This window comes from Micromonospora sp. NPDC004704 (genome assembly GCF_053601675.1).
Window position 1 is genome coordinate 1 of the sequence record NZ_JBSGCD010000042.1, and the last position, 26,437, is coordinate 26,437.

The window sequence follows — 26,437 nt, forward strand, 5'->3', positions numbered from 1 at the left end:
CGGCGAGCGAGACGGGGTGCGGGGTGGCGGGGGGGGGGGCTCGAGCCCCGACACCCCGCGCCCCGCGCGCCCCCCGCCGCCGAGGCGGCGAGCCGGATCGATCCGCCGGACGCCCGGGTGGCCGGCGGCGACATCCCGCCCGGTGCCGACCTGGCCCAGATCATCGCGACCATCGGCTTCCACGATGCGCGGGCGGTGGCGGAGACCGCCGAGCAACTCGACCCGGCCGTCTGCGAGCGGGTCGTCGCGGCGATCCACACCGCCGCCCGGATCGAGATCTACGGCGCCGGGGCGAGCGGTCTGGTCGCCGCCGACTTCCAGCGGAAACTGCACCGGATCGGCCGGGTCGCCTTCTGTTTCCCGGACGGGCACACGGCTCTGACCTCGGCCGCACTGCTCGGCAAGGGTGACGTGGCGGTCGCCATCTCGCACACGGGCCGTACCGCCGAGGCGATCGGGGTGCTGGCGCGGGCGCGGGCGCGGGGCGCGACCACGGTGGCGCTGACCAACCATCCCCGTGCCCCGATCGGTTCGGTCGCCGATTTCGTCCTGGCCACGGCGGCTCGCGAGACGACGTACCGGACCGGTGCGATGGCCAGCCGACTGGCCCAGCTCACCGTGATCGACTGCCTCTTCGTCGGGGTCGCGACCCGCAACCGGGCCCGGACCAGGCGAGCCCTCGAACTCACCGCCGAGCCCCTGTCGGTCGCCGCGGGCAGGGGTACCGCCAAACCCGACTCCGGGGCGAGTTGATCAAGGGGACTTTGCGGGCCGGCCGGATTGTTCACCAGGTACGGGGGTAATCCTCAGCCGTGGTGAACCGTTCAGGGTCCTGGTGCGTGTTGTCGGAGTGACGAGGATCGCAGGTCGGTGGTGATGCGGATCGCTGCACGTCGTTGTGTCGTGGTGTTGCTATTTATCCGGCCGAAGACTGCGCAACCGATCCGATAACCAGTACGGAAACGGGCTTCGCGGCAGCTGAAGAGGCCTCCTGACAGCAAACGTCGATCGTGCTCACAGCAACTACTCAGGCATTCGTGACACTTTCGACCCACGGGATGGAATCCCCAACGCGTCTCAACTGTTGTGTAGGTGTCAGCGCCACAGGGCACAGCAGGGGTTACGGGGGAGGGCTGATGAACGTGGGGATGGCAGGTAACCGGGCAACCGGGGTAGACGAGGGGACCGTGAGCGACGTGGAGAAGAGCATCGTTATGCGTACCGACGAGGTCGCCGAGGAGCGTGACCTGGTTGGCGTCTACCTGCACGAGATCTCCCGCACACCGCTGCTCGACGCCGCCAAGGAGGTCGACCTCTCGAAGTCGATCGAGGCGGGCCTCTATGCGGAGCACCTGCTCGAAGAGGGCCGGGTTCCGGTGGGCGTCGGTCGCGAGGAGCTGGAGCGCCTGGTGGTCGAGGGGGATCGGGCGAAGGATCTGTTCATCCGGGCGAACCTGCGACTGGTGGTTTCGATCGCCCGTCGTTACGTACGTTCCGGGATGCCGATGCTCGACCTGATCCAGGAGGGCAACACCGGCCTGGTTCGGGCGGTGGAGAAGTTCGACTACGAGCGGGGCTACAAGTTCTCGACGTACGCCACCTGGTGGATCCGTCAGGCGATCAGCCGGGCGATCGCCCAGCAGGAGCGGACCGTACGGCTGCCGGTGCACCTGGTCGAGGACGTCAACCGGATGCGCAACGTGGCACGCCAGCTCACCCGCGAGCTCGGTTCCGACCCGGAGCCCGAGCAGATCGCGGCGTCCCTGGGCGTGACCGTGGAACGGGTCCACGAGCTGGTTCGCTGGTCGCAGGACACGGTGTCGTTGGACACCCCGGTCGGCGACGACGGCGACACCAATCTCGGTGACCTGGTCGCCGACAGCGACGCGCCGTCGCCCGAGGAGATCGTGCTGACCGCACTGGAGCGGCAGCGGATCGAGGGCCTGCTCAACCACCTCGACGACCGTTCGGCCGGCATCATGCGGGCCCGCTACGGCCTGGAGGACGGGCGCGAGCACTCGCTCACCGAGGTCGCGTCGCGTTTCTCGCTCTCCCGGGAGCGGATCCGCCAGCTCGAGATCCAGGCGCTGGGCCGGCTGCGTGAGCTGGCCCGTGCGGAGGGCCTCCAGGCCGCCTGATCGCCTGCCAGGACTAAACACAACGGCGAAGGTGGCCGGTGTTCCCGGAGTTCCGGGGACACCGGCCATCGCCGTTTTCGCGTGGTGTGGCCTTAATTGCCGAGTCGCGCCACCACGTCGCCGAGCCGGCTGTCCGGTTCGGCGGCACAGGCCTGAGTGACGGCGGTCAGGGCCGGCGGGGTGTCCAGCTCGGGCAGTCCTCGGGCCAGGGCGATCGCCCGCAGGGCCCGGCTCCGGTCCTCCCTCGGCGCCTGGCGGAAGTCGGCGCAGGAGGACTGGGTGGTGAGACCGCCGCTGTCGTCGAGGTCACCGAGGATGTTCCGGGCCACCAGGCAGACCACCACCACCGCGACGGTCAGCACCGCCAGGGCGACGAGCAGCGTACGCCGGGACAACCGTCGCCCGCCGACGGGCGCGGGGCGATCCTGGGAATCCGTGCGGGTGGCGGCGACGGGGGTGGTTCCCGGCCCGTCGGGCGGGACCGCCGCGACGGCGCCGGCCAGCTCGGCCGCGTACGCCGGGTCGTCGTGCAGGGCGGTCGTGAGCAGCCGGCGTACGAGGGAGTTGTTGCGGGGTTGCCGGACGAACTCGGCCAGCGCCTCCGCTTCGCCCATGGCGCGCAGCCGGGCGGCGAGAAGGTCGTGGAGCGACCGGGCGGCGGTGACCCCACCCGGCTCCACCGCCCCGGTGGTGCCGATCGCCGGCAGGTACGGCGTCAGGCGTTCGATCGCCGTACCCGCCAGCGTGTCGGGACTCTCGGGCGTGGTCACCCGGGCAGGTTAGCGGACCCGGCCGTAACCGTAGGGTTTCATCATGTCCACGCTGGCGAGTTTCACGCTGTCGCCGAAGCTCGGCGCGTGGATCACCTGGTTGCCGCCGACGTAGAGCGCGACGTGCCCCAGGCCGCTGTAGAAGACCAGGTCACCGGCTTGCAGTGAGCTTCGGCTGATATGCGCCACCTGGCCCCACTGCATCTCCGCGTTGTGGGGCAGGGACTTGCCGGCCGCCTTCCACGCGGCCAGGGTGAGCCCGGAGCAGTCGTAGCCGTTCGGCCCTTCGGCCGCCCAGACGTACGGCTTGCCGATCGCGTTGTACGCGTACGTCACCGCCACCCCGGCCTTGCCGGAGACCGCCGGGATCTTGCCGGTGTACTTGGTGCCGGTCGAGGTCGCCGAGCCGTACACCTTGCGGCGCAGGTCGGAGAGCTTCTTGATGTCGGCCTCGATCTTCTTCTTGCCGGCGTCGAGTTCCTTGGCCTGTGCGGTCTGCTTGGCCAGGACGCCGTCGAGCTTGGCCTTCTGGTCGACGTACTGCTTCTGGGTGGCGGTCAGGCCGGCGAGCTGCTGGTCCCGGTCGCGGGCCAGGTAGTCGAGGGTGCCGAGCCGGTCGACCAGGCTGTCCGCGGCGTTGTCGCCGAGCAACGCGTCCGCCGTACGCAGACCGCCCGCCTTGTACGCCTTCGTGGCAAGTGCCGCCACGTCGGCGCGGCTCTGTGTGGCCTGCTGCTCCAGCGGTGCGAGTTTCGTGCTCAGATCGGCGGTCGCGGCCTTGGTGCTCTTGATCTGCTCGTTGAGTTTGTTGTACGACTCGACGATCTTTTCCAGCTCGGTCGAAGCTTTGTTGATCTGCTGCGTGAGCTCGGCGGCGGATGGTTCCGCCTGGGCGATCGTTGTCGGTGCGATCAGCCCGACCGACAGACCCGCCAGGACGAGCGAGCGCAACAGGATCCGCGCGGATGGCAAGAGTGCGGAGCCCCTTCCTATCTCACCGCCGATCGGATCTCCCGATCCACCGGTCCTGTCGGACCGGGTCGAGCCGGTGTGCCGCGCCACGGACAGCGGTGGTGACCGCTGCGGGCACCACCGGGAAACGGCAATGTCCACTGTGGAGCGACTGCGGACCGCGACTGCGGAGTGTCACTGCATGGTCGGGTCCGGCCGGTGTGGTTCGGCGGTGCCGGGCCGGCATCACCCAGGGGGATGACTGACCACCGGACCAGCGAAAACCAACCTAGTCGCAGGTCCGGGGCCGGCGACAGTGGGGGCCGAGCGTTCTGCGGCATGGGCAACGGATAAGTGGAATGTCGTGATCACCCGGCGTGGCGAGTCGGAGTCGCTTGGTGATATACCGGGTGGGTCCCGTACCCGGACTCGCCGAGTGCCCCTTTGGCCGGTGTTGGCAAATGGGGTAGCGCGTGGGTGTGGGCTAAAGCATCACAAAGAAGGACATAAATCTGTCCAGGGAGCTAGCTGCCGCCTGGAAATCTGCCAGGTGGCTGAAATAGCCCTTCCCACTGCTGGCACGTCCTTCGCACAATGATTGCAGGGCCGGAATCGAATTCCGGCAACGGCATCGTTGCAAAACGATGATCGGCACCTGGCTGCCACCAAGTGCCGATCTTTACAGATCCCCCACACCAGCCCGCCTCACGAGCCGTTGGAGGCTGTCATGCATCCTACTCGCGACTCCGCGCGCCGAACAGGTACACAATCCGTCACCGGAAAACAGCCTGACCGGCCGGCGCCGATCGAGTTCTACCGGCAGCCCGGCGTACAGGTCACGAGTGAATCGTTCACCGTGGCGGGGCGCCGGTTTCCGGTCACCGAACTGACCCAGCTCAAGACCGCCCGGGGGCCGCACGACCCGCTCACCGTACGGGCCGTGGTGGTGACCGGTGGTGTGCTGGTCGTGATCGGCATCGCCTTCGGCTACACGGGCGAGTTCTACCGGCTGACCGCCGCCACCTACCTGGCCCTCGGCGCCGCCGCGTTCCTCCCGGTGGTGCTCGCCTTCCTCGGCCACCGGCTGCGCCCGCCGACCCACGAACTGTGGGGGCGGTACCGGGGGGAGATGATCCTGTTGTTCAGCAGCGACCAGGAGCGCCAGTTCGGCCAGCTCACCCGGGCCCTGCGCCGGGCCCAGGAGGTGGCCCGCTTCGGTGGCGTCGCCGAGCCGGTGGTCACCTCGTCGCAGCCCTGGGAACCGCCGGCCCGCTGACCGGTGTGGACCCGGCGACTGCCGTTCGCTACCTCGCGGTGCCGGTCAGGAGAGGCCGCGGGCGATGGCCGCGATCCGTTCGAGGGACTCCGCCGGGCTCATCGCCGCCCGTTGCAGTCCCTCGAACGTCATCAGGTGCGAGGTGACCGACTCCGGATGGTCGAGTACGTCCTCCAGCCCGGTGCTCTCCAGGTAGACCGCGTCGGTCTCCTCCGAGCCGGCGAAGCAGACGATCACGAACTGGCCGAGCGGGGTGTAGATGGTGGAGGTGAACGGCAACACCTGGATCGTGATGTGTTCCACCCGGGCGAGGCGTACCAGGTTGAGCAACTGTTCGCGGATCACCTCGCGGCCACCGGTCTGCCGGTGCAGGGTCGCCTCGTCGAGCACCACGTCGATGATGGGCGGGTCGGGTCGGTCGAGGACCTCGCGCTGCCGGCGCAGCCGTAGGGCCACCGACGCCTGGGCCTCCGCCACGTCGTTGAAGTTCGGGATCACGGACTGCACCACGGCCTGGGCGAACGCCTCGGTCTGGAGCAGTCCGGGCATGCCGACCGACTGGTAGAAGCAGAGCCGGGACGCCTCCGCCTCGAGTCCGATGTAGGCGTAGTAGGCCGGCGGCACGCTGTCCCGGTACTGCGACCACCAGGTGCGCTGCCGGGCCACCCGGGCCAGGTCCACCAGTTTCGCCACCTGCGCCGGGTCGGTCACCTGGTAGTGGTGCAGCAGGGCCTTGACGTCGTTGGTGGAGATGGAGACGTACCCGGACTCGATCCGGATCAGCTTGGAGAGCGACCAGTCCATCGCGACGGCCACCTGCTCCTGGGTGAGCCCGGAGGCTTCACGGGCCCGGCGGATCGCCGAGCGGAGCCTGCGCCTGCCCACCGTCGGGCCAAATGCCGTGGTCATCAGACTCTCTCCGTCAACGGCAGACCGGCGGCTGGGCGAGGGGTCGCCGTGCCGGTGTCGTCAGGATGCCACCTGGCTATCCGCTACCTACCAGATGGGCGGGCTATCGAGCAGGCTACACCGGGCGCGCAAACGAATACCAGAGCTTTGCAGCGGCCCGCAACCGGCCGGTAGCCGTCGGTATAGCGAACAGGTGAAACACCATAATGTACGCAAATCCGGGCTATCCGCCTTGCTGGTCGACCGGTATCGTCTCCTCGGCGCGGCACCCGCCGTGCAAGGTAACGGGTCGCAAGGAGGACGCATGTCGCAGCCGGGTCCCGTCACGGGTACGTGGCGGAAGAGCACTCGATGCGAATCGCAGAAATGCGTAGAGGTATCCGAGGTCACGGCCGGAATGGCGGTCCGCAACTCCACCGACCCGGACCGCTACGTCGTCTTCCCCGCGACCGCCTGGCAGGCGTTCGTCGACACCGTCCGCGCGAACGAGTTCAACCACCGCTGACCAACCACACAGCCACCCCGGCGGCGTACCGGGCATCGGTCGGGGCGGGTCCGTGACCCGTCGACCGGGTGGATTCACGTACGCGCTCACGCTTCACTCAGGATCGCCGCCTTCTGCGGCCGGTTCCACCGTGCGACATTGGATCGACGTGGAACGTCACGCCCCGACGTCGACACCGGCCCACCGGTCCATGATCACGGACCGGTCGGCCGGGACGGCGGGCGGTTCCACACCGCCGTACGGGAGGGGCGCCCGCGGTCGTGATCGACCCGGGGGTCAGCCGGCGACGGTCTGCGGCTGCGGCTGCTCCTCCCGTACCTGGGCGGCGATCCGGCGGCGCACCACCCGTTCGGCGTAGAACGACACGAACGGGACGGTGCCGGCGAGCATCACCAGGAGCATCTGGCCGAGCGGCCACTTCGCCCGGCGGGTCACGTCGAACGCGGCCACCAGGTAGATCATGTACAGGAAACCGTGCGCGGGACCGATCGTCTCGACCACCACCGGCTCGTCCCAGCCGTACTTCAACGGCATCCCCACGATGACCAGCAGGATCAGTACGACACCTACGACGTAGGCGATCACACGGTATCGGGTCAGGGCTGCGCCCACTTCGTTCCGTTCCTTCCTACCGGCCGGGGCCGGGGTAGTCGCCGGGCCGGGCGCCCGGATTCGCGTTCAACCACGACAGGTAGTGGTTGTACTCGCTCAGTTCGGGATCGCTCTCCTGTGCCGGCACCAGCACCCGGGCGGTACGGGCAGACCGGACCGGTCGCCGTACGCCGGGGGTGCCGGCCTTCGGGGGTGCCGGCGGGGTCGGCGCGGCCGGGTCCCCGCCGCGCAGGGTGTGCCGGGCCTCACGGATCCACAGGAAGATCACGAAGCCGGCGAAGATCGGCCACTCGACCGCGTATGCCCAGCTCAGCGTGTTGCCTGCCGCCGCCCGGCTGATCTGCCACCAGCCGAGCGCCATGAACCCGGCCACGAGCGCGATGGTGAGCACGTGGCGGCCTATCCACGCCGGTGTCCACAACCGTCTCATGGCTCTAGAGCGTACCGGCGGCCGAGCGGCTTCTCCGACGAGGCGTCGTAGTTCGCGCTCATCCGCGTGTGGTTTGGGGTGTCACCGGGATGGGCAACCGTCCAGTCGCCAACCCAGTCGAGCAACCGGGGGCGATAATGACTGATTCAGCACGTGGTGCCCAGTTCGGGGTCCCCGGATCCCCGGACGACAGTCCCGAGCAACGGGTCGGGGAGTGGGACGGCGACCACGCCGCCAGCCGGGGGACCGTGCCCGCCGACTTTGCCGTCGACACCGTCGACCTCGGCATCGATCCGGCCGAACTCGGTGACGAGGACCTGATCCGGGAGCTGCACAGCCTGCACCGGACCCGGCTGGACACGCTCCGGCACGCCGCCGACACGGCACTCGCGAACCATCTGCGCCGTACCGCCGAGCTGGAGACCGAGTACCTCAGCCGGCATCCCGGCCGCGAGGTCGACCCGGCCCGGCTCCGGAACGGCGACTGACGTGGCGGCCCACGCGGAGCGGGGAATGTCCGCGCCACCCGAGGTGGTCTTCAACACCGCGACCGACCCGGACCGGGCGGACGCCTGGCTGCCGGCACCGCTGCGCCGCGACGGCGGCACACCCACCGGGGTCACCGAGGCGCTCGGGGCCCACTGGCGGACCAGCGGCTCGCCGGCCTGGTCGGCCCGGCTCCAGGTCCGACCCACCGATGCCGGCGGGGCCAGCGTACGGCTGGAACTGGAGGCCGACCCGCCGGACCAGGGACTCGACCGGCTGGCCGACGAGTCGCTGACCAACCTGGCCCGCGAGGTGGCCGACAACCTGACCGCCGGCTGACCGGCACCCGAAGCTGCACCGCGCCGAAGCTTGCACCGCGAAGGATCGAGGGAGCCGGTAATGACCGTTCGGGACAGGGTGGCGCGGTTGCGCCGGGCGTACGCGCCGCACGAGCACCGCCCGCTCGGCGGTTACCTGGTGGCGCTCGGTGCGTACGCGGGGGTCACCGCCGGGCTGACCGGGGTGGTACGGGCCACCCGTACCCCGGTGCCGGACGCCCCGTCGACCAAGGACGTCGTCCTGCTCGCCATCGCCACCCACAAGCTCAGCCGGCTGCTGACCAAGGACGCCATCACCAGCCCGCTGCGCGCCCCGTTCACCAGCTACGACCACCCGATCGGCAGCGGCGAGGTGATGGAGCAGGTACGCGACCAGGGCAGCAGCACCCGGCACGCCCTCGGTGAGCTGCTGAGCTGTCCGTTCTGCCTGGCGGTCTGGGTGGCCACCGGACTGACCGGCGGGCTGGTTCTCGCCCCTCGCCTCACCCGCCTGGTCGCCACCGCCCTCACCGCCGTGGCCGCCTCCGACTTCCTCCAACTCGCGTACGCCACCGCCCAACAAACCGCCAACCCCACCCCCCACCCCACCCCGCCGCCCGACCCACCCCCCGCGATCTAGGGCAAATACAGGTGGACTGATCTCTGATCACACGTATTTGCCCTAGATCGCGGGAGGGTCAGGTGGGATCGCGGGAGGGTCAGGTGGGATCGTGGAGGGGTCAGGTGGGGGTGGCGCCTAGGAGGTCGGCGGCTTCGTCGTTGGCGTACTCGCCCTCGGGCATGGCGGTGATCCGGGTCAGCAGCTCGGCCGGGAGGTCGGCGGCTACCGCGCGACGGTGGATCTCGCCCTGGGTGAGGCGTTCCTGGCCGTCGTAGAGGTCGTCGAGCAGGTCGTCGAGCGCGGGGCGGAGCGGATCGTCGGTCACGCAAGCCCAGCTACCCCGCCCGAGGTGGGTCAAACGCGCCCGACGGCGGACGCCCGGCGCCGCCGACAGGGCAGTGACATGAGCCACAGCGGTGGGTGGAATCCCGGACGGGGTCGGCTCGTTGTGATGACTGTCGGTGTGACCAGTGTCCCCGGGCCTCACCTAACTGCCCTCGCGGAATACCGTTCGGCTGGAGCCGCGTCGTGCCACTCGCCGAGAGGCGACCTGCACACCGACACCCGCGCCGCCCATGGCACCAGCCGTGGGCGGCGTATTTTCTGCCGTACCCCATCCCTTATCGGCCGGTTCATCCACCCGTGCCGCCCACGACGGTGTCGTGGGCGGCATCGTGGGCGGCCTCCCCAGGCGTGGTCGGCGAGGGACGGAGGATCGGTCAGTCGGGTACGGGCACACCCGTGGTCGGCGCGAACCGCCCGTTGCTCAGCCGCAGGGTCACCACGGCACCGGTGACCGCACGGGTGCCGGGATCGGTCTCGGCGACCACACCCTCCGGGCAGTCCGAGTCGACCCGCTTCGGATACACCGCCACCCGGAAGCCGGCCGCCCGCAGCCGCTCGGTCGCCTGTTGCGCCGGAAGGCACTTCAGCTTCGGCAGGGGCTGCTCGGGCAGTCCCATCAGGGTCGCCGTCGCCTTCGGGAACTCGCGTTCCGGCCTGCCCTCCATCGCGTCGGCCAGGGTCTGCGAAACCGCCGGGCTCACCACCTCCCGCGGCATCCCGGTGGTGCCTCCCGGCAAGTCCGGATCGGCGAGGATGCCGGCGACGGTGAGCGAGGTGGTCGTCTCCACCACCGAGGCCGTACGCCGGTCGTCCGTGGTGCCGGTCTTGCCGGCCATCGGGTGCCCGACGAGCCGGCGGGCGTCGCCCGCGGTCGCCTCCCGGCACCGGTTCGCGGTCGACGTGTCACCGACCGGGCACCGGGCGGCGTCGATCGCCGCGTACGCGACCTCGGGCTTGACCGCGCGCCGGCAGCGCGGCGCCACCGCGTCGAGCTGACCACCGGTCCGGTCCCGGATCTCCTGCACCGGAGTGGGTACGCAGTACCGGCCCCCGGCCGCCAGGGTCGCGTACGCGTTCGCCAGGTCCAGCGGGGTGGTCGCAGACACGCCCAGGGTGAAGGCGCCCCACCGGTCGGCCGACTTCGGGTCGTCCGCCAGCGCCGCGTCGCTGCGCGCCCGGAACCCGATCCCGAGCCGCCGGGCCACGTCCACCGTGTTCGCCGCACCGACCCGTTCGATCAGTGGCACGAAGTAGGTGTTGACCGAGGAGCCGAACGCGGTCCACATGTCGTGCCGGCCGGCGATGCTCTCGTCGTAGTTCGTCGGGCAGTACCGCTGCGTACCCGGACAGGCCGCCGGACTGTTCGGCTCGACGGCGTACGACGACTCGTACCGCTGCGCCGCGTCGATTGCGTACGACAGCGGGATGCCCCGTTCCAGGGCGGCCACCACGGTGAAGATCTTGAAGGTGGACCCGGCCTGGTACCCGGTGACGTCGGCGCCCCCGGTGAGCAGCGGATTGGTCGTACGCGGGTAGGTGCCCCTGACCCCGGCCGCCGCTTTCGCCGGATCGGTGGCGGGACCGTTGACCGGCTTCGCCGGGTCGTCGAGGGCGAAGTCACGGTTGGCGGCCAGGGCCCGTACCCGCCCGGTGCCGGGCTCGACCGCGGCCAGCATCAGCGCCTGGGATGCCCCGGTAGGCAGCTCCCGCTCGACGTTGCGGTGCGCCGCCGCCTGGGTGGGCGCGTCCAGGGTGCTGACGATCCGGTACCCGCCGCCCTTCAACCGCCGCTCCCGGTCGTACTCGGTGCTCCCGAACGTCTCCTGCTCCAGCCACCACCGGTAGAAGTAGTCGCAGAAGAAACCCCAGTCCTGCTTGCCGGTGACCGAGCACCCGTTCGCCGCCACCCGCCCCTGCACCACCAGCGGGACCGCCCGCGCGGCGGTCGCGTCCGCCTCGTTGATCGCCGAGGTCTCGACCATCTGCCCGATCACCCAGTTGCGCCGGTTCAGCGTCTCGGCCGCACCCCGCCCTGCGGTGTCCAGGGCGTTGTAGAAGTTCGGCGACTTGACCAGCCCGGCCAGCATCGCGGCCTCCGGCACGGTCAACTCGCGGGGCCGCTTGCCGAAGTAGAACCGGGCGGCGGCCGAGACGCCGTAGGTGCCGTTGCCGAACGGGGCCAGGTTCAGGTAGCGCCGGAGGATCTCGTCCTTGCTCAGGTGTACCTCCAGGAGCGACGCCAGGCGCATCTCCCGCAGCTTGCGCGCCTTGGTGTCCTCGCTGGCCGCGACGACCGACCGCGGATCCGACGCCGAGTAGGTGGCGGTCATCCGTACCAGTTGCATGGTCAGTGTCGACGCGCCCTGCCGGCCGCCGACACTGTTGGCGACCAGGGCCCGCAGGAAGCCCCGCACGTCGAAGCCCCGGTGCCGGTAGAACCCGTGGTCCTCGGCCGCGATGATCGCGCTGCGCATCGCCGGGGCGATGTCGTCGAGCGCCACGTCCTGGCGGTTCTCGTCGAAGAAGACGGCCAGCGGGGTACGGCCGTCGGCGGCGAACACCCGGGTGGCCTGCGGCGCCTCGCTCACCCGCAACTCGACCGGAAGGGTCTCGAACGCCTCCACCCCGGCCTTTGCCGCCAGCCCGGTGAACGCCAGACCGGGGAACGCCAACGCGGCGACCAGCACTCCGGCGGCCACACCGGCGACCAGCATCGTCCCGATCCTGATCAGCCGGACCTGCCGGGGCGTACGCGTGCGGACTTGTCGCGGGGACATTCGACACCACCTTCGGGTACGACCGGACCTTCGGGTACGACGGGCAGCAGGCATCCCTGACCAGTAGATCGGCCGGGCCGACCGGTGGTGGCCGACGCGGCCAGGATCCCCCGAAGGGGATCGCGATCGCCCCGACCGGCAGCGCGTCACCGCACCGCGCGCCGATGATCCGGCAGTTCGGTCGACCACCTGTGCCGTGGCGGCGTCCGGATCGGATAGCGTCGTGCCCATGCCCGAGACCGGTTACCCCTGGCCGATCGAGACCACCCGGCTGGACAACGGCCTGCGTGTGGTTGTCAGCGAGGACCGCACCGCCCCCGTGGTGGCGGTCAACCTCTGGTACGACGTCGGGTCGCGACACGAACCCGAGGGCCAGACCGGCTTCGCCCACCTCTTCGAACACCTGATGTTCGAGGGCTCGGTCAACGTGGCCAAGACCGAGCACATGAAGCTCATCCAGGGCTCCGGCGGGTCGCTCAACGCGACCACCAACCCGGACCGGACCAACTACTTCAACACGGTGCCGGCCGAGCACCTGGCCCTGGTGCTCTGGCTGGAGGCCGACCGGATGGGCGGCCTGGTGCCGGCACTGACCCAGGAGACGCTGGACAACCAGCGCGAGGTGGTGAAGAACGAGCGGCGCCAGCGGTACGAGAACGTGCCGTACGGCGACGCGTGGCTGCGCCTGCTGCCGCTGCTCTACCCGCCGGGGCACCCGTACCACCACTCGACGATCGGGTCGATGGACGACCTGAACGCCGCCGACCTGACCACCTTCCAGAACTTCCACACCACCTACTACGCGCCGAACAACGCGGTCCTCACCGTCGTCGGCGACACCTCGGCCGGCGAGGTCTTCGCACTGGCCGAGCGGTTCTTCGGCGGGCTGAAGCCACGGGCCGACATCCCGTCCGCACCGGACGGGCTGGTGGTGCCGTCGACCGGCGTACCGGCACGGGAGACGGTGTACGCCGACGTACCGGCGCCGCGGGTCTTCCTGGCCCACCGCACGTACCCGTTCGGCACCCCGGAGTACGACGCGGTGACGGTCCTCGGCTACCTGCTCGGCCACGGCCGGGGCAGCCGGCTCTACCAGCGGCTCGCCGACGGGGCCCGGCTCGCCCAGCCGGACAACATCGGCTCGTACGGGGTCGACCTGGCGCACGCTCCCGCCCCGCTGATCATCACCGCCACCGCCCGCCCCGGAGTCTCCGCCGACGAGCTGACCGCCGGGCTGACCGAGGTGGTGGACGAACTCGCCGACGGCGGGGTGACCGGGGCCGAACTGGACCGGGCCCGCGCCCTGCTGACCACCGCCTGGTGGCGTTCGCTGTCGACGGTCGACGGCCGGGCCGACACCCTCGGCCGGTACGCGCTCCAGTTCGGTGACCCGGCCCGTGCGGCCGACCGGCTGCCGGGCTGGCTCGGGGTCGGTGCCGACCAACTGGCCGAGGTGGCCGCCGAGGTGCTGCGTCCGGCCGACCGGGTGACCCTGACCTACCTGCCGGAGGAGAAGGCATGACGCTCATCGCTGACCGTCCGGAGACGGGCGAGCCGCGCCCGTACCGGTTCCCGCAGGTGGTGCGGCGGACGGTGGCCGGCGGTGACGTGGTCGCCGCCCACCTGCCCGGCCACAACCTGGCCGCCGCCACGCTGCTGCTCGACGCGGGCGCCGGACGGGAGCCGCTCGGCCGCGAGGGGCTCGGCGGAGTGCTGGCCAAGGCCCTCGAAGAGGGGACCGCCCAGCGGGACTCGTCCGCGTACGCGCTGGCCCTGGAGGGGCTCGGTACCGAGCTGAGCATCGGCAGCGACTGGGACGCGTTCCAGGTCGGGGTCCAGGTGCCGGCGCGCCGGCTGCTGGCCGCGGTGCAACTGATGGCCGAGGCCGTCCGGACGCCCAGGCTCGACCCCGCCGACATCACCCGGGTACGCGACGACGAGGTCACCGCCCTGCGGATGTACTGGGCCAACCCCGGCCCCCGGGCCGACGCGGCACTGCGGGCCGACCTGTTCGGGGCCGACCAGCGGCACGGGCGGCCGATGGACGGCGACCCGGACTCGGTGGCCGCGATCGGCGTCGACGACGTGACCGCGTTCCACGCCGACCGGCTGCTCCGGCCCGGCACCCTGCTCGTCGCCGGTGACCTGGACAAACTCGATCTCGACGCGCTCGGCGAGGCGGCCTTCGCCGGTGCCTCCGGTGCCCCGGCCCCGGTCGAGCCCCCGCTCGACGTCGCCGTACGCGACCAGCGGCGGATCATCGTGGTGGACCGGCCCGGTTCGGTGCAGTCGACGCTGCGCATCGGGCACCCCGGACCCCACCGCGCACACCCCGACTACGTGCCGATGACCCTGGTCGGCACCGTGCTCGGCGGGGCGTTCACCTCCCGGCTGAACCACCTCCTGCGGGAGGTACGCGGCTACACCTACGGCATCCGCGCCGACTTCGGCCTGTCCCGGCGGTTCGGTCGGTTCGTCGTCGCCGGAAACGTACAGACGGCGGTGACCGCGCCCGCCCTGGTGGACGCGATCGGCGAGATCACCCGTACCGCGATCGAGGGCGTGACCGAGCCGGAGTTGGCGGTCGCCCGGTCCTGGCGGGCCGGTCAGCTCTCGGTGGAACTCCAGTCGCCTCGGGCGATCGTCGGCGCCCTCGGCACCCTGGTCCTGTACGGGCTGCCGGACGACTACCACGCGACGTTGCGTACCCGGTTGTTGGCCTCGACCGAGGCGGAGGTGTCCGCGGCGGCCGCGACCCACCTGCACCCGGACGGCCTGACCCTGGTGGTGGAGGGCGACGCGGCGATGATCCGGGACGAGATCGCGGCGACCGGCCTCGGCGAGGTGGTCGACGCCGGGCAGTAGCCCGAGGTGGTGTGGCGGAGCCGGTCAGCGGGAACGCTGGCCGGCTTCCGTCGTCCTGTTGCCCGTGCCGACCCGTGCGCCACCCTGCTCGGGTGCCTGCCTCGGTCGGGGTGTCCCGGCCGGGTCGGTCGCACCGGTGTCGGTCGCCCCGGCCGACCGGTCCGGTCCGGTCGGGTCGACGGGGCCGGCGGGTGGCTCGTCCGGACCGCCGGGAGCGGTCGGTGGGCCGGACGGACCGGCGGGACCGGTGCTCGGGCCGATCGGCGGATGGGGGCCGCCCGGGTCGGGGCCGGGGCCGGCCAGCCGTGCCCGGCGTGCGGCCCACCAGCGTTCGCCCGCGCCGACCAGCAGGAACACACCCACCACGTAGGCCCAGCCGACCAGCACGTCGATCACGTAGTGCTCGCCGGTGTAGACCAGGGTGAAGGTCATCGCCAGGGGATACGCCAGCAGCAGCGGCCACCATCGGCGTTTCACCGACGGCAGGAAGAAGAGCACGACAAAAAGCGCGAACGCGGTGTGCAGCGACGGCATCGCGGCCACCGGGTTCGAGGCGAGCTGGAGCACGTTGAGCGTGTTGCCGGCACCGTGCAGGCCGAACTCCTGCCAACCCCGGTTCGAGATCCGGGCCACGTCGACCGGGAGGAAGCCCTCCACCGAGGCCCACCACGGCGGAGCCGCCGGATAGACGAAGTACGTGATCAAACCGGCCAGGCTGAGCGCGAACCAGCGGCGCATGAAGGCGGCCCAGCGCGGGCGGGACTTCAACCAGAGCACGACCGCGGCGGCCAGCGCGGCGACGAAGTGGGAGAAGTAGACGAAGCTCGCGAGGACGTCGTACCAGCGGACGTCGGGGTGGAAGAGGTGCTCCTGCAACCAGATCGTCGGGACCACTCCCCCGGTCGCCCACCCGAACATCCACTCGTCGGCGTGGATCAGCTCGGTGACGTGCGGGTCGAAGTAGTCGTCGGCGAAGCCCCGGGAGACGTTGTAGATCGCGAGCAGGATCACCACCGGCAGCCAGTCCCGGGCGAAGACCAGGTGCTGCCGCCACGGCAGGTGGATGCGCCAGGCGACGGTCGCCGCCCAGAGCCAGAAGAAGGCGTAGAGCGGGTCGGTGGGCAACCCGATCAGCAGCCAGCCGGCCACGAAAGCGACGATCCAGACCGCCATCGCGCCGGCCCGCCGCAGACGCAGCTCAGCGGCGGTGCGCTCGGGGGCGGACCCGGCCGGCGACCCGGGCGGTTGCTTCCTCTCCATGGCGACCCAGGCTAGCCGTCCGGTCTGATCGCGACCGACGGCGGGGCGGGATGTCCGGGATGGGACGAGCAGGCCGGGGGAGGAATTTTCCGGGCGACGGCCAGTATTGTGCGGCGAATGGAAACGCTGACCGCCCGCGGTCGCCTGGTCCGGGTGGTGGTGACCCTGGTCGGCGCGGGCCTGCTGTTGGCAGGGACGCTGGTCGGCTCGGACGACAACTTCCCGTTCGGTCCGTTCCGGATGTACGCCACCACCGACCGGCTCGACGCCCCGGTGGCCGAGGCACTGGTCCTGGCCCGGGACGCGGCCGGGGACGAGTTCGTGCTGACCGAGCGGGAGACCGGTATCCGCCGGGCGGAGATCGAGGGGCAGCTGAGCCGGTTCGCCGCCGACCCGACGCGGCTGAACCTGGTCGTGGACGCGTACCACCGGCGCAACCCGGATCGGCCGGCGCTGGACACCGTCTCGATCGTGATCCGCCGGCACGCCATGACCGGCGGCCGACCGACCGGGGTCGACACCGACGAGACCGTCGTCAACTGGCGGGTGACCCGGTGAGGCGGGTCGGCGACTGGCTCACCACGCCGGTGCCGCTGGGCCGGGTGGCGGCGTTCCGTACGGTGGCCTACCTCCTGGTGGCCGCGGACATCGTCTTCTTCACCGGCTGGTTGCGGGGCCGGACCGCGGTCTCCGGCGAGCTGTACGCGCCACTGCTGGTCGGCCGGATGCTGCCGCTGCCGACCCCGAACGCGGCCCTGGTGACCACGCTGTTCTGGGTGCTGCTGGCGGCCACGCTCGCCGCCGCCACCGGGCGGGCGCCCCGGCTGCTCGGCTGGACGGTGCTGGCCCTCTACTTCGAGTGGCTGGTCATCGCGTTCAGCTACGGCAAGGTCGACCACGACCGGTTCGGCATCCTGGTCGCCCTGGCCGTCCTGCCGACCGTCGGCCGGGCCCGGCACGGCGACCTGACGCTCAGTGCCAAGGCCGGTTGGGCGCTGCGGGCGACCCAGCTCGCGGTCATCGCGACCTACTTCCTGGCCGCCTGGGCGAAGCTGCGCTTCGGTGGGCTCGACTGGCTCACCGGCGCCACCCTGGCCCGTGCGGTGATCCGGCGCGGCACCTTCGCCAGCGACTGGCTGCTCGACGTGCCCGTACTGCTCACGATCGGGCAGTTCGGGATCATGGCGTTCGAGCTGACCAGCCCGCTGGTGTTCGTACTGCGCGGTCGGGCCCGGTACGGCATGATCGGTTTCTTCTACGTCTTCCACGCGGTGACCTGGTCGGCGATCACCATCTCGTTCATGCCGCACCAGGCGGCGATGACCGCCTTCCTCCCGCTGGAACGGGTACGTCCGGTGGTCTGGGCCCGGCGGCGCCTCACCGGCCTGTCCCGGACCCCCTTCGGCCGTGCCGCCGACCCCCTCGGTGCACCCGTGTCCCCGGCCGGGCCGGTGGTGCCCGTGTCCCCGGCCGGGCCCGTGACGTCGGCCGGGCACGTGAACTCGGCCGCACCGCCGTCCGGTGACCCGCCGTCCGGTGACCCGCCGCCGGTGGGGGCGGTGGCCGGGGCCGGCGAGCCCGGACCGGCGCTCGTCGACGACACCACCGGGGCCGGTGGTGCGGGCGGTGGTGGTGGGGCCGATCGGGCCGGCGGTGGGAACTGAGTGCCGTGCCGGCCGATCTTCTGGGTAGCCTCACAGACATGAGGATTGGCATTGTGGGCGCCACCGGCCAGGTCGGCGGCGTCATGCGGCAGGTGCTGGCGGACCGGCGGTTCCCGGCGGAACAGGTACGGTACTTCGCCTCGGCGCGCTCCGCCGGTCAGGTGCTGCCCTGGGGCGACACCGACGTGACCATCGAGGACGCGTCGACCGCGGACTACCGGGGACTGGACATCGTGCTCTTCTCCGCCGGTAAGGGGACATCGCGCGAACTCGCCCCACGGGTCGCGGAGGCCGGCGCGGTGGTGATCGACAACTCCTCGGCCTGGCGGATGGACCCCGAGGTGCCGCTGGTGGTGGCGGAGGTCAACCCCCGGGCCGCGGCCGTACGCCCGAAGGGCATCATCGCCAACCCGAACTGCACCACGATGGCGGCGATGCCGATCCTGCGCCCGCTGCACGAGGAGGCCGGGCTGGTCAGCCTGGTCGTCGCCACGTACCAGGCGGTCTCCGGTGCCGGCCTGTCCGGCGTCGCAGAGCTGGACGAGCAGGTACGCAAGGTCGCCGAGCAGGCCAGCGGACTGACCTTCGACGGGTCGGCGGTCGACTTCCCGACCCCCCGCCAGTTCAGCCAGCCGATCGCGTTCAACGTGCTCCCGCTCGCCGGCTCGATCGTCGACGACGGGTCGGACGAGACCGACGAGGAGCAGAAGCTGCGCAACGAGAGCCGCAAGATTCTCGACATCCCCGGGCTGCTGGTCTCCGGGACCTGCGTACGGGTGCCCGTGTTCACCGGCCACTCGTTGCAGATCAACGCCCGGTTCGCCCGGCCGATCAGCCCGCAGCGTGCGGTGGAACTTCTCGCCACGGCGCCGGGTGTGGCGCTGGAGCAGGTGCCGACCCCGTTGAAGGCGGCCGGTCAGGACCCGACCTACGTGGGTCGGATCCGGGCGGACGAGACCGTCGAGCACGGCCTGGCCCTCTTCTGCTCCAACGACAACCTGCGCAAGGGAGCCGCCCTCAACGCGGTTCAGATCGCCGAACTGCTGGCCGGAACGCCGGCCTGAGTGGCGTACGCCGACGGGTCGCCGGTCAGTGTCGCCCGGCGACCGGCCCGGAACAGGGGAGGAAGACATGGCTGACGACCGTTTCGACGAGGCACTGCTCGACCTGCTGGGCAGCCGACCGTACGGGGTGCTGGCGACCATCAAGCGCGATGGCCAACCCCAGCTCTCCAACGTCGTCTACCACCTCGACCGGGAGCAGGACCTGATCCGGGTCTCGGTCACCGACGGCCGGGCCAAGACGGCCAACCTCCGGCGGGACCCGAGGGCCAGTCTGCACGCCACCTCGCCCGACGGCTGGGCGTACGTGGTCGCCGAGTGCGGTGCCGAGCTGGCGCCACCGGCCACCGACCCGTACGACGCCACGGTGGAGGAACTGGTCGACCTCTACCGCGCCGTCAGCGGTGAACACCCGGACTGGGACGACTACCGGCGGGCCATGGTGGCCGATCGGCGGCTGGTGCTCCGGTTGACCGTCAGGCGGGTCTACGGCATCCCGCCCCGGAGCTGACGTCCGGACCGTCAACCGCCGGGGGATATTGCCGGAATGCTCTCTTGCCGCCCATCATGGTCGTAGGAATGCTCTCTTGTCGTTGATCGGCGATTCGGGCGCGATTCCGCTCCTACCATCAGGCAATGGTGCATCTCGATGCGATCCGATCCGCCGCCCGGTCACTCACTCCGATGTGGACCGATCGGATCGGTGAACTTGTCTCGTACGAATCACCGCCCGGAGCGCTGCCCCAGCTGAACGCCTGCGCCGATCTGCTCGCCGGCTGGGGCGAGACGATCCTCGGCCGTCCCGCCCAGCGGGTGCTCCGCGACGGTCTACCCCACCTGCTCTGGCCCGCCGAGCGGCAGAAGGTGTTGCTGCTCGGACACTTCGACACCGTCTGGCCCGAGGGCACCATCCGGGAGTGGCCGTACCGGGTGCGGGACGGGATCGCCACCGGTCCGGGGGTGTGCGACATGAAGGGCGGCATCGTCCAGCTCTTCGCGGCGCTGTCCCTGGTGACCGACCCCTCCGACGTGGGCGTGCTGCTCACCTGCGACGAGGAGACCGGCTCGACCACCTCGCGTGCGCTGATCGAGGAGCAGGCCCGGCGCTCAGGCGTGGTGCTGGTCTGCGAACCGTCCACGGAGGACGGAGCGCTCAAGGTGGCCCGAAAGGGAGGGTCGGTCTACCGGGTCGAGGTCCGGGGTCGGGCCGCGCACGCCGGGGTGGAGCCGTTCCGGGGCATCAACGCCACCATCGAGCTGGCCCACCAGGTGCTGGCCGTACAGGCGCTGGCCTCCGTACCGGACGGTACGACGGTGACGCCGACCGTGGCCAGCGCCGGCACCACCACGAACACGGTGCCCGAGTCGGCGACCTTCTGCGTCGACGTACGGTCCTGGAGCCGGGCCGAACTGCACCGGGTGGACCGGATGATGCACCGCCTGGTGCCACGGCTGGCCGAGGCCGGGCTGACCCTGGGCGGGGGCCTCAACCGGTACCCGATGACCCAGGCGGTGGCGCTGCCGCTGCTCGCGCTCACCCGGTCCGCGGCCGTCGCGATCGGCCTGGAACCACCGGTGGGTGTCTCCGCCCCCGGCGCCTCGGACGGGAACTTCACCGCCGCGCTCGGCGTGCCCACCCTGGACGGACTCGGCGCGGTCGGCGGATATCCGCACGGCCGGGGCGAGTACATGGACCTGCGGCGGGTGCCGGAGCGGGTGGCGCTGCTGACCGCACTGGTCGAGCGGCTGCTTGCCGGCCCGCTGCCGCCGCACCTCCCGCCCGCCGCGCTGGACACCCCGGCCGGACCCGGATCACCGGCACCGCTCGACGCGCCGGCCGGAGCCGGATCGCCGTCACCACTCGACGCGCCGAGCCTGCTCGACCCGCCGGCCCGGCACGGTTCGCCGGTTGCGCGGGACGTCCCGGCGGGACACGACGTGCCGGCGGGGCAGCCCGGCTGAGCGCCCCGGCCGGGGACACAGAGGCGCGTACCGGCGGTTTCGTCCGGCGACACCCGCCCGCCGGATCGTGCCGGAACCCGTCCGTCTGCCTAGGATCGGAGCACCAACTGCTGTCCGCCGCTCCGGGTCCGGCGGACCGGGCCGACGCCTCGGCGACCGGCTCGCCGAGCGCACCCGGCGAAGGTGGGCGCGGGTATGACCGGCACAGCCGAACTTCCAGTGGAGCAAGCCGTCGGTCCCCGGTTCGGGGTCGAGGAGGAGTTCCTCGTGGTCGATCCGGAGACCCGGGAGGCGGTTCCGCAGGCAGAGGCGGTGCTGCGGCGGGCAAAGGCGGAACTCGGCGAACGGATCGGTGGCGAGATCACCACGTTGCAGGTCGAGACCAAGACGACACCCTGCCACGACGTGACCGAACTGCACCGGCAACTGGTCGAGGGGCGGGCCGTACTCGGGGTCGCCGCCGGGGCCGAGGGACTGCGGGTGGTGGCGAGCGGCAGCGCCGTGCTCGGCGACGTCGTACCGCCGCCGATCGTCTCCGGCGAGCGCCCGGCCAGGGGTACGGCGACCTTCCGGGGCCTGCACGACGAGGTGGCCATCTGCTCGGTGCACGTGCACGTCGAGATGCCCGACCGGGACCGGGCGGCGCTGGTCAGCAACCACCTGCGGCCGTACCTGCCGGTGCTGATCGGGTTGACCGCGAACTCGCCGTACTGGGCGGGGCGGGACACCGGGTACGCGAGCTGGCGCACCATCGCCTGGCACCGGTGGCCGGTCGCCGGGCCGCCGCCGTACTTCACCTCGGCCGAGCACTACGACCGGGTGGTGGACACCCTGCTCGACGCCGGTGCCCTGGTCGACCTCGGCACCCTGTTCTGGGACATCCGGCTGTCGGCACACCTGCCCACCCTGGAGATCCGGGTCGCCGACGTGCCGATCACCGCCGAGGAGTCCGCGCTGTTCGCCGCCCTGGTCCGGGCGCTGGTCGTACGCGTCGGCACGGAGGTCGACCGGGGCGAACCCGGACCGGTGGTCCCGCCCGAACTGCTCCGGGTGGCCTACTGGCGGGCCGCCCGCGACGGGCTCGCCGGACACGGGGTCGACCCGCTCACCGGCGAGCTGCGACCGGCGGTCGACCTGGTCGACCGGCTGTTCCGGTACGTCCGACCGGTGCTGGCCGAACACGGCGACCTGCCGCTGGTCACCCCCTGGCTGGACCGGCTCCTCGGCTCCGCCGCCGACGGTGCGGTACGGCAGCGCCGGGCGGCGGCGCGGCGCGACCGGCTCACCGACGTGGTCGACGAACTCGTCGCGCAGACCGTCCCGGAGCTGGTCAACGCCGACTGAGCACGCTCGCGGTGGGCAGCGGAGCCGGTCCGGGTGACCCTTGTGAGGTACGGCCATACACCCCGGGGAGGCGTGGATGAGCACCCAGCAGGCTGAAACGAAACTGGTCCAGACGGCACGGCGACCGCCGGTCGAGATGGTCCGGACCGCACGGGCGTACGCGGAGCAGATGGTCGCCCGCCGCTCGGTCCGCGACTTCTCCGACGAACCGGTCCCACCGGAGGTGATCGAGGCGGCGGTGTCGGCCGCGGCGAGCGCACCGAGCGGCGCCAACCTGCAGCCGTGGCGGTTCGTGGTGCTCACCGACCCGGCCCGCAAGCGGCTGCTGCGGGATCGCGCCGAGGCGGAGGAGCGGGACTTCTACGACCATCGGGCCACCGAGGAGTGGCTGAGCGCCATCGCCCCGATCGGCACCGACTGGCGCAAGCCGTTCCTCGAGGTCGCCCCGGTGGTGATCGTGGTGTTCGAGGTGCACCGGGGCGGGGAGGACCCCAAGCCGTACTACGTGAAGGAGTCGGTCGGGATCGCGGTGGGGATGCTGATCAGCGCGCTGCACCTGGCCGGGCTGGCGACGCTGACGCACACCCCCAGCCCGATGCGTTTCCTCAACGAGGTCTGCGAACGCCCGGCGCACGAGCGCCCGTACCTGGTGCTGCCGGTGGGTTACCCGGCCGACGGCGCGCGGGTGCCGGAGCTGACCCGCAAGCCGCTGGCCGAGGTGATGATCGAACGGTGAGTGGGATCAGCGCAGTTGCGCCTCCGGTACGGCGACCTCGGCACTCAGGTGGGCCTGGAAGAACGCGTGCAGCGGAGCCACGTGCCGGTCCGGGCGGGTCCAGTGGGCGAGCAGGTCCTCCAGCAGGTGCCGTTCCTCGACGATCGAGCCGTTGCGGTACCGCCGTACGACGGGGTGGATGAAGGCACTCTCCGCGGCCCGGTCCGGTGACGGGTGCCGCTCGATCGCGAACACGTCCGAGTAGTCGTCCCGGCCCCACCGCAGGGTGACCGTGTAGAAGTGCGACGAGTCGCCGAACCGCTGCACCGCGTAGTCCTCGGGCAGGTCCTGGTAGTGCCGGAACTCGCCGGTCCGCTCGTCGCGTACCAGCACGTCGCAGAGGTACTCGAACTGGGTCCACAGGGCGGAACTCCAGTTCAGCCGCTCCAGCGTGAGCGAGGTCAGTTCCTTGGGCTCGGCCGGCAGCACGTCGTAGGGCAGCGGCACCTTCTCGTACGACTCCCGGAGCAGGCGGGTGAGCGTACGGAGGTTGTAGCGGAAGCCGTCGATGAAGGCCGACGACGCGCGCTTGAAGTCCCTGGCCTGGGCGATGGTCCCGGCGAAGTAGAGCCCCGGCACATTGGTCGACTGCCAGTCCGGGCCGGTCGCCGGCATCCGCCCGTTCGGAGCCAGCTCGGGGCGGCAGTTCGGGGCGAACACCGAGGTGTCCATCACGAACCCGGTGCAGCGGATCACCGAGTCGTACTCCAGCAGCTCCCGCTCGCCGTCGGCGTGGGTGTAACTGATCTCGACCTCGTACGCGTCACCCGCCGGGCGGATCACGTCCACCGTGCAGTCGAGCACCGAGTGCAGGGTCTTGAACTGGTAGCTGTCGAGCAGCGCGCCGTAGTGGGTCCGTACGTTGCCGGGGTGTTTGGTGTTCCAGGCGAGCTGGAGCGGTCGGGGGCTGGCCAGGTGCACCATCGCCGCGTGGCCGAGGATCGCCGACGCCGTCTCGAACGCCGAGTTGCCCTTGCCGAGGATGAGCACCCGCTGGTCGGCGAAGGCGGCCGGATCGGTGTCGACGTCCTCGTACCCGATCGCGTGCTCGATCCCGTCGATCTGCGGTACGTAGGGCGTGGCCCACCCGGTGGCCACGATGACACAGCCGGCCCGGATCACCCCCCGGCTCGTACGGACCAGGAAGCCGGTGTCGCCCTCGACCCGCTCGATCCGTTCGACGGGTTCGTCGAACCGGATCGCGAGGCGGTGTTCGCGCTGGAAGTCGTCGAGGTAGCGGACCAGGTCGTCGGCGTGCGGGAAGTAGTCGCTGCTGTAGTGCGGGAAGTGCAGCTCGGGCTTGTCGTTGAGCAGGGAGTTCCAGTCCCAGCGGAGTCGGATCTCGGGGTCGTTGCTGCGGGTGTGCACCTTGTTGAGGGAGATCAACCGGCGGTGTCGGGGGTAGTGCCGGAAGAAGTGCGCGGGCGCCGGCTCGCGTTCGAGCGTGACGTAGTCCGCGCCCACCTGTTGCAGGTAGTAGCTGAGCTGGATCCCGGCCGGGCCGCCACCGACGATCACGTACTGGTGCTGTTCCGGTTCCGGTTGCGTCGTGCGGGCTGGGTCGGTTGGCCGGTGCTCGTAACGCTGCTCGCTGGTCCGGATCTCGGGCACGCCGTCATCCTCCTGTTGCTCACCGTCAGAGATCGACCATGGATGATCCGATCGAGCCTGTCAAACGGTGGCTGGGAAGGCCCCTTCCCACCCAAAAAGCGATAACAAGGGGCCCTTCCCTCCCTTTCAGGCGGGCGCTGTTTAATACCGATCATGAGTACGGACACAAGCGCTGACCTGCGAGTTGGCATTCTCGGTTACGGCATCGGTGGCCAACGTTTCCACGCCCCGCTGGTGGCGGCGACGCCCGGCCTGTCGGTGGCGGTGATCGTCACGGGTGACCCCGAGCGGGCCGCTCGGGCCAGGGCGGACTATCCACAGGCGCAGGTGGTACCCACCGCCGACGACCTGTTCGCGGTCGCCGGGTCGCTGGACCTGGTGGTGGTGAGCACACCGAACCGGACCCACGTGCCGCTCGCCCTGCGGGCCATCGAGGCGGGGCTCCCGGTGGTGGTCGACAAGCCGTTCGCGCCGACCTCGGCGGACGCCCGACAGGTTCTCGACGCGGCGACACGGGCCGGCGTCGGGCTGACGGTGTTCCAGAACCGGCGGCTGGACTCGGACTTCCTGACCGTACGGGGGGTGCTGGCGTCGGGGCGGCTCGGCAACGTCTACCGCTTCGAGTCGCGGTACGACCGCTGGGTGCCGACGCCGAAGGAGAACTGGCGCGAGTTCGGCGACCCGGCCGAGGCCGGCGGGCTGCTGTACGACCTCGGCGCGCACATCGTCGACCAGGCGCTGCAACTGTTCGGCCCGGTCGCCGAGGTCTACGCCGAACTCGACCGCCGCCGCCCTGGGGTGCAGGTCGACGACGACACCTTCGTCGCGCTGCGGCACGTCAACGGGGTTCGTACGCACCTCTGGGCGTCGGCGCTGGCCGGCACCCGCAACCCGCGCTTCCGGGTCCTGGGCGACCAGGGCACCTTCACCAAGTACGGGCTCGACGTGCAGGAGCCGCAGGTGCTCGCCGGCACCCGCCCCGGTGACCCCGGCTGGGGCGTCGAGCCGGCGGAGAACGCCGGAGTCCTGGGCGTGAACGACGAGGTCGAGACCGTACCGACCGAGATCGGGCGGTATGAGGAGTTCTACGCCGAGGTTCGGGATGCCCTCCTGGGCCGGGGCGGGTTCCCGGTCGACCCCGCGAGCGCGGTGGAGGGGCTGCGGGTGATCGAGGCGGCGTACACCTCCGCGACCGAGCGCCGGGTTGTCCTGCTCGACCACTGAGCGCGCCAACCGGTCGGGTTCCCTCTGTTACCCGGCGGCGGTCGCGGGTAGACGGCAACCGCCGACAGAGAGAGGAGCACCATGACGACCGTCGGAGAGTTCATGACGACCCGGTTGGTGACCATGGACGGCACCGACACGCTCACCGCCGCGGCCCAGGAGATGCGGGACAGCGCCATTGGCGATGTGATCGTGACCAGCGGGGACGCGGTGATCGGCATCGTCACCGACCGTGACATTACGGTACGCGGGGTGGCAGATGGGCTGGATGTCGGCAGTGCGACGCTCAGCCAGATCCTGAGCCACGACGTCGTCACGGTGACCCAGTACGACGACGCCGTGGCAGCCGCCGACCTGATGCGGACGTACGGCGTACGGCGGCTGCCGGTGATCGAGGAGGGCCGCCTGATCGGGTTGGTCTCGCTCGGAGACCTGGCCGTGGAGCGGGAGCCGCAGTCCGTTCTCGCCGACATCAGCGCCGACGACCCGAACAACTAGGGCGGCACGGAACCACCCGCACCAAGAACGACAGG

At 71.0% G+C, this 26,437-nt stretch carries 27 protein-coding genes; 18 read left to right on the forward strand and 9 right to left on the reverse strand.

What is annotated here, in order from left to right; genetic code table 11:
* Positions 1 to 753 (forward strand): MurR/RpiR family transcriptional regulator (locus ACWEFB_RS33490; protein WP_452291924.1); only part of this gene is annotated, 753 nt, incomplete at its 5' end.
* Positions 754 to 1,148: 395 nt separating this feature from the next.
* A complete protein-coding gene (locus ACWEFB_RS33495; RefSeq protein ID WP_363593689.1) occupies positions 1,149 to 2,138 on the forward strand; it encodes a sigma-70 family RNA polymerase sigma factor in 990 nt (329 codons plus the stop codon).
* 92 nt (positions 2,139 to 2,230) lie between these two features.
* Here ACWEFB_RS33495 and ACWEFB_RS33500 read toward each other — a convergent pair whose 3' ends face one another.
* Positions 2,231 to 2,908 (reverse strand): hypothetical protein, encoded by a 678-nt coding sequence (locus ACWEFB_RS33500; RefSeq protein WP_452291926.1) that lies wholly within the window; start codon positions 2,906 to 2,908, stop codon positions 2,231 to 2,233.
* Between the two features lie 9 nt (positions 2,909 to 2,917).
* Complete coding sequence (locus ACWEFB_RS33505) at positions 2,918 to 3,880, reverse strand: C40 family peptidase (RefSeq protein WP_326556027.1); 963 nt, start codon at positions 3,878 to 3,880, stop codon at positions 2,918 to 2,920.
* Between the two features lie 706 nt (positions 3,881 to 4,586).
* Between ACWEFB_RS33505 and ACWEFB_RS33510 the strand changes: the two genes are divergently transcribed.
* Positions 4,587 to 5,135, forward strand: coding sequence for a DUF6232 family protein (locus ACWEFB_RS33510; protein ID WP_452291928.1), 549 nt, complete (start codon positions 4,587 to 4,589; stop codon positions 5,133 to 5,135).
* Positions 5,136 to 5,180: 45 nt separating this feature from the next.
* Here ACWEFB_RS33510 and ACWEFB_RS33515 read toward each other — a convergent pair whose 3' ends face one another.
* Complete coding sequence (locus ACWEFB_RS33515) at positions 5,181 to 6,044, reverse strand: helix-turn-helix domain-containing protein (RefSeq protein WP_452291930.1); 864 nt, start codon at positions 6,042 to 6,044, stop codon at positions 5,181 to 5,183.
* A gap of 304 nt (positions 6,045 to 6,348) precedes the next feature.
* Between ACWEFB_RS33515 and ACWEFB_RS33520 the strand changes: the two genes are divergently transcribed.
* Positions 6,349 to 6,549 (forward strand): DUF397 domain-containing protein, encoded by a 201-nt coding sequence (locus ACWEFB_RS33520; RefSeq protein WP_326556030.1) that lies wholly within the window; start codon positions 6,349 to 6,351, stop codon positions 6,547 to 6,549.
* A 276-nt stretch (positions 6,550 to 6,825) separates the two neighbouring features.
* Here the strand turns inward: ACWEFB_RS33520 and ACWEFB_RS33525 are convergent, their stop codons facing one another.
* Complete coding sequence (locus ACWEFB_RS33525; RefSeq protein ID WP_326556031.1) at positions 6,826 to 7,161, reverse strand: DUF3817 domain-containing protein; 336 nt, start codon at positions 7,159 to 7,161, stop codon at positions 6,826 to 6,828.
* A gap of 16 nt (positions 7,162 to 7,177) precedes the next feature.
* Positions 7,178 to 7,591, reverse strand: a complete 414-nt coding sequence (locus ACWEFB_RS33530) for a hypothetical protein (protein WP_326556032.1) — start codon at positions 7,589 to 7,591, stop codon at positions 7,178 to 7,180.
* Positions 7,592 to 7,725: 134 nt separating this feature from the next.
* Here ACWEFB_RS33530 and ACWEFB_RS33535 point away from each other — a divergent pair, with 134 nt between their 5' ends.
* From ACWEFB_RS33535 to ACWEFB_RS33545, 3 genes are read left to right on the forward strand one after another with little or no spacing between them, the layout of a single operon-like run.
* Positions 7,726 to 8,079: a DUF6158 family protein gene (locus tag ACWEFB_RS33535; protein WP_452292017.1), complete on the forward strand. Its 354-nt coding sequence runs from the start codon at positions 7,726 to 7,728 to the stop codon at positions 8,077 to 8,079.
* Positions 8,080 to 8,104: 25 nt separating this feature from the next.
* A complete protein-coding gene (locus tag ACWEFB_RS33540; RefSeq protein WP_452291933.1) occupies positions 8,105 to 8,416 on the forward strand; it encodes a hypothetical protein in 312 nt (103 codons plus the stop codon).
* A gap of 60 nt (positions 8,417 to 8,476) precedes the next feature.
* Positions 8,477 to 9,034, forward strand: a complete 558-nt coding sequence (locus ACWEFB_RS33545) for a DUF1360 domain-containing protein (protein WP_452291935.1) — start codon at positions 8,477 to 8,479, stop codon at positions 9,032 to 9,034.
* Between the two features lie 100 nt (positions 9,035 to 9,134).
* Here ACWEFB_RS33545 and ACWEFB_RS33550 read toward each other — a convergent pair whose 3' ends face one another.
* Together ACWEFB_RS33550 and ACWEFB_RS33555 are read right to left on the reverse strand one after the other, a co-directional pair.
* Positions 9,135 to 9,341: a hypothetical protein gene (locus ACWEFB_RS33550; protein WP_452291937.1), complete on the reverse strand. Its 207-nt coding sequence runs from the start codon at positions 9,339 to 9,341 to the stop codon at positions 9,135 to 9,137.
* Positions 9,342 to 9,735: 394 nt separating this feature from the next.
* Positions 9,736 to 12,138, reverse strand: a complete 2,403-nt coding sequence (locus tag ACWEFB_RS33555; protein ID WP_452291939.1) for a penicillin-binding protein — start codon at positions 12,136 to 12,138, stop codon at positions 9,736 to 9,738.
* 229 nt (positions 12,139 to 12,367) lie between these two features.
* Here ACWEFB_RS33555 and ACWEFB_RS33560 point away from each other — a divergent pair, with 229 nt between their 5' ends.
* Together ACWEFB_RS33560 and ACWEFB_RS33565 are read left to right on the forward strand one after the other, a co-directional pair.
* Positions 12,368 to 13,660 carry a M16 family metallopeptidase gene (locus tag ACWEFB_RS33560; protein ID WP_326556038.1) on the forward strand — a complete coding sequence of 431 codons (1,293 nt, stop codon included), beginning with the start codon at positions 12,368 to 12,370 and terminating at the stop codon, positions 13,658 to 13,660.
* Entirely contained in the window at positions 13,657 to 15,003 is a 1,347-nt protein-coding gene (locus ACWEFB_RS33565; protein ID WP_452291941.1) for a M16 family metallopeptidase, read from the forward strand. Before ACWEFB_RS33560 ends, ACWEFB_RS33565 begins: the two co-directional genes overlap by 4 nt.
* A 24-nt stretch (positions 15,004 to 15,027) precedes the next feature.
* Here the strand turns inward: ACWEFB_RS33565 and ACWEFB_RS33570 are convergent, their stop codons facing one another.
* Positions 15,028 to 16,263, reverse strand: coding sequence for a phosphatase PAP2 family protein (locus ACWEFB_RS33570; RefSeq protein ID WP_452291943.1), 1,236 nt, complete (start codon positions 16,261 to 16,263; stop codon positions 15,028 to 15,030).
* Positions 16,264 to 16,380: 117 nt separating this feature from the next.
* Between ACWEFB_RS33570 and ACWEFB_RS33575 the strand changes: the two genes are divergently transcribed.
* The 7 genes from ACWEFB_RS33575 to ACWEFB_RS33605 all read left to right on the forward strand — a co-directional run bounded on the left by ACWEFB_RS33575 (position 16,381) and on the right by ACWEFB_RS33605 (position 23,030).
* A complete protein-coding gene (locus ACWEFB_RS33575; protein WP_452291945.1) occupies positions 16,381 to 16,821 on the forward strand; it encodes a hypothetical protein in 441 nt (146 codons plus the stop codon).
* Positions 16,818 to 17,927, forward strand: coding sequence for an MFS transporter permease (locus ACWEFB_RS33580; RefSeq protein WP_452291947.1), 1,110 nt, complete (start codon positions 16,818 to 16,820; stop codon positions 17,925 to 17,927). Before ACWEFB_RS33575 ends, ACWEFB_RS33580 begins: the two co-directional genes overlap by 4 nt.
* Positions 17,928 to 17,965: 38 nt before the next feature.
* Positions 17,966 to 18,991, forward strand: coding sequence for an aspartate-semialdehyde dehydrogenase (locus ACWEFB_RS33585; RefSeq protein ID WP_452291949.1), 1,026 nt, complete (start codon positions 17,966 to 17,968; stop codon positions 18,989 to 18,991).
* Positions 18,992 to 19,058: 67 nt separating this feature from the next.
* Positions 19,059 to 19,499 carry a PPOX class F420-dependent oxidoreductase gene (locus ACWEFB_RS33590; protein WP_452291951.1) on the forward strand — a complete coding sequence of 147 codons (441 nt, stop codon included), beginning with the start codon at positions 19,059 to 19,061 and terminating at the stop codon, positions 19,497 to 19,499.
* 125 nt (positions 19,500 to 19,624) lie between these two features.
* The gene (locus ACWEFB_RS33595; protein ID WP_452291953.1) at positions 19,625 to 20,950 is read left to right on the forward strand and encodes a M20 family metallopeptidase; all 1,326 of its coding nucleotides are present in this window, start codon (positions 19,625 to 19,627) and stop codon (positions 20,948 to 20,950) included.
* Positions 20,951 to 21,145: 195 nt separating this feature from the next.
* A complete protein-coding gene (locus tag ACWEFB_RS33600) occupies positions 21,146 to 22,294 on the forward strand; it encodes a carboxylate-amine ligase (RefSeq protein ID WP_452291955.1) in 1,149 nt (382 codons plus the stop codon).
* A 76-nt stretch (positions 22,295 to 22,370) separates the two neighbouring features.
* Positions 22,371 to 23,030, forward strand: coding sequence for a nitroreductase family protein (locus ACWEFB_RS33605; protein WP_452291957.1), 660 nt, complete (start codon positions 22,371 to 22,373; stop codon positions 23,028 to 23,030).
* Between the two features lie 6 nt (positions 23,031 to 23,036).
* Here ACWEFB_RS33605 and ACWEFB_RS33610 read toward each other — a convergent pair whose 3' ends face one another.
* Positions 23,037 to 24,680, reverse strand: coding sequence for an NAD(P)-binding domain-containing protein (locus tag ACWEFB_RS33610; protein WP_452291960.1), 1,644 nt, complete (start codon positions 24,678 to 24,680; stop codon positions 23,037 to 23,039).
* Between the two features lie 153 nt (positions 24,681 to 24,833).
* On the opposite strand from ACWEFB_RS33610, the gene ACWEFB_RS33615 reads away from it, so the two are divergent.
* On the forward strand, positions 24,834 to 25,904 hold the full coding sequence (locus ACWEFB_RS33615; RefSeq protein WP_452291962.1) for a Gfo/Idh/MocA family oxidoreductase: 1,071 nt from the start codon (positions 24,834 to 24,836) through the stop codon (positions 25,902 to 25,904).
* An 81-nt stretch (positions 25,905 to 25,985) separates the two neighbouring features.
* Positions 25,986 to 26,402, forward strand: coding sequence for a CBS domain-containing protein (locus ACWEFB_RS33620; RefSeq protein ID WP_326556048.1), 417 nt, complete (start codon positions 25,986 to 25,988; stop codon positions 26,400 to 26,402).
* Positions 26,403 to 26,437: the final 35 nt, after the last annotated feature.

Excerpts from the sequence above, each read along its gene's own strand:
- ACWEFB_RS33495 (WP_363593689.1), top strand. The coding sequence starts at position 1,149 with ATGGCAGGTAACCGGGCAACCGGGGTAGACGAGGGGACCGTGAGCGAC.
- ACWEFB_RS33510 (WP_452291928.1), top strand. The coding sequence starts at position 4,587 with ATGCATCCTACTCGCGACTCCGCGCGCCGAACAGGTACACAATCCGTC.
- ACWEFB_RS33515 (WP_452291930.1), bottom strand. The coding sequence starts at position 6,044 with ATGACCACGGCATTTGGCCCGACGGTGGGCAGGCGCAGGCTCCGCTCG.
- ACWEFB_RS33520 (WP_326556030.1), top strand. The coding sequence starts at position 6,349 with ATGTCGCAGCCGGGTCCCGTCACGGGTACGTGGCGGAAGAGCACTCGA.
- ACWEFB_RS33530 (WP_326556032.1), bottom strand. The coding sequence starts at position 7,591 with ATGAGACGGTTGTGGACACCGGCGTGGATAGGCCGCCACGTGCTCACC.
- ACWEFB_RS33540 (WP_452291933.1), top strand. The coding sequence starts at position 8,105 with ATGTCCGCGCCACCCGAGGTGGTCTTCAACACCGCGACCGACCCGGAC.
- ACWEFB_RS33545 (WP_452291935.1), top strand. The coding sequence starts at position 8,477 with ATGACCGTTCGGGACAGGGTGGCGCGGTTGCGCCGGGCGTACGCGCCG.
- ACWEFB_RS33555 (WP_452291939.1), bottom strand. The coding sequence starts at position 12,138 with ATGTCCCCGCGACAAGTCCGCACGCGTACGCCCCGGCAGGTCCGGCTG.
- ACWEFB_RS33560 (WP_326556038.1), top strand. The coding sequence starts at position 12,368 with ATGCCCGAGACCGGTTACCCCTGGCCGATCGAGACCACCCGGCTGGAC.
- ACWEFB_RS33565 (WP_452291941.1), top strand. The coding sequence starts at position 13,657 with ATGACGCTCATCGCTGACCGTCCGGAGACGGGCGAGCCGCGCCCGTAC.
- ACWEFB_RS33570 (WP_452291943.1), bottom strand. The coding sequence starts at position 16,263 with ATGGAGAGGAAGCAACCGCCCGGGTCGCCGGCCGGGTCCGCCCCCGAG.
- ACWEFB_RS33575 (WP_452291945.1), top strand. The coding sequence starts at position 16,381 with ATGGAAACGCTGACCGCCCGCGGTCGCCTGGTCCGGGTGGTGGTGACC.
- ACWEFB_RS33585 (WP_452291949.1), top strand. The coding sequence starts at position 17,966 with ATGAGGATTGGCATTGTGGGCGCCACCGGCCAGGTCGGCGGCGTCATG.
- ACWEFB_RS33590 (WP_452291951.1), top strand. The coding sequence starts at position 19,059 with ATGGCTGACGACCGTTTCGACGAGGCACTGCTCGACCTGCTGGGCAGC.
- ACWEFB_RS33595 (WP_452291953.1), top strand. The coding sequence starts at position 19,625 with ATGGTGCATCTCGATGCGATCCGATCCGCCGCCCGGTCACTCACTCCG.
- ACWEFB_RS33600 (WP_452291955.1), top strand. The coding sequence starts at position 21,146 with ATGACCGGCACAGCCGAACTTCCAGTGGAGCAAGCCGTCGGTCCCCGG.
- ACWEFB_RS33605 (WP_452291957.1), top strand. The coding sequence starts at position 22,371 with ATGAGCACCCAGCAGGCTGAAACGAAACTGGTCCAGACGGCACGGCGA.
- ACWEFB_RS33615 (WP_452291962.1), top strand. The coding sequence starts at position 24,834 with ATGAGTACGGACACAAGCGCTGACCTGCGAGTTGGCATTCTCGGTTAC.
- ACWEFB_RS33620 (WP_326556048.1), top strand. The coding sequence starts at position 25,986 with ATGACGACCGTCGGAGAGTTCATGACGACCCGGTTGGTGACCATGGAC.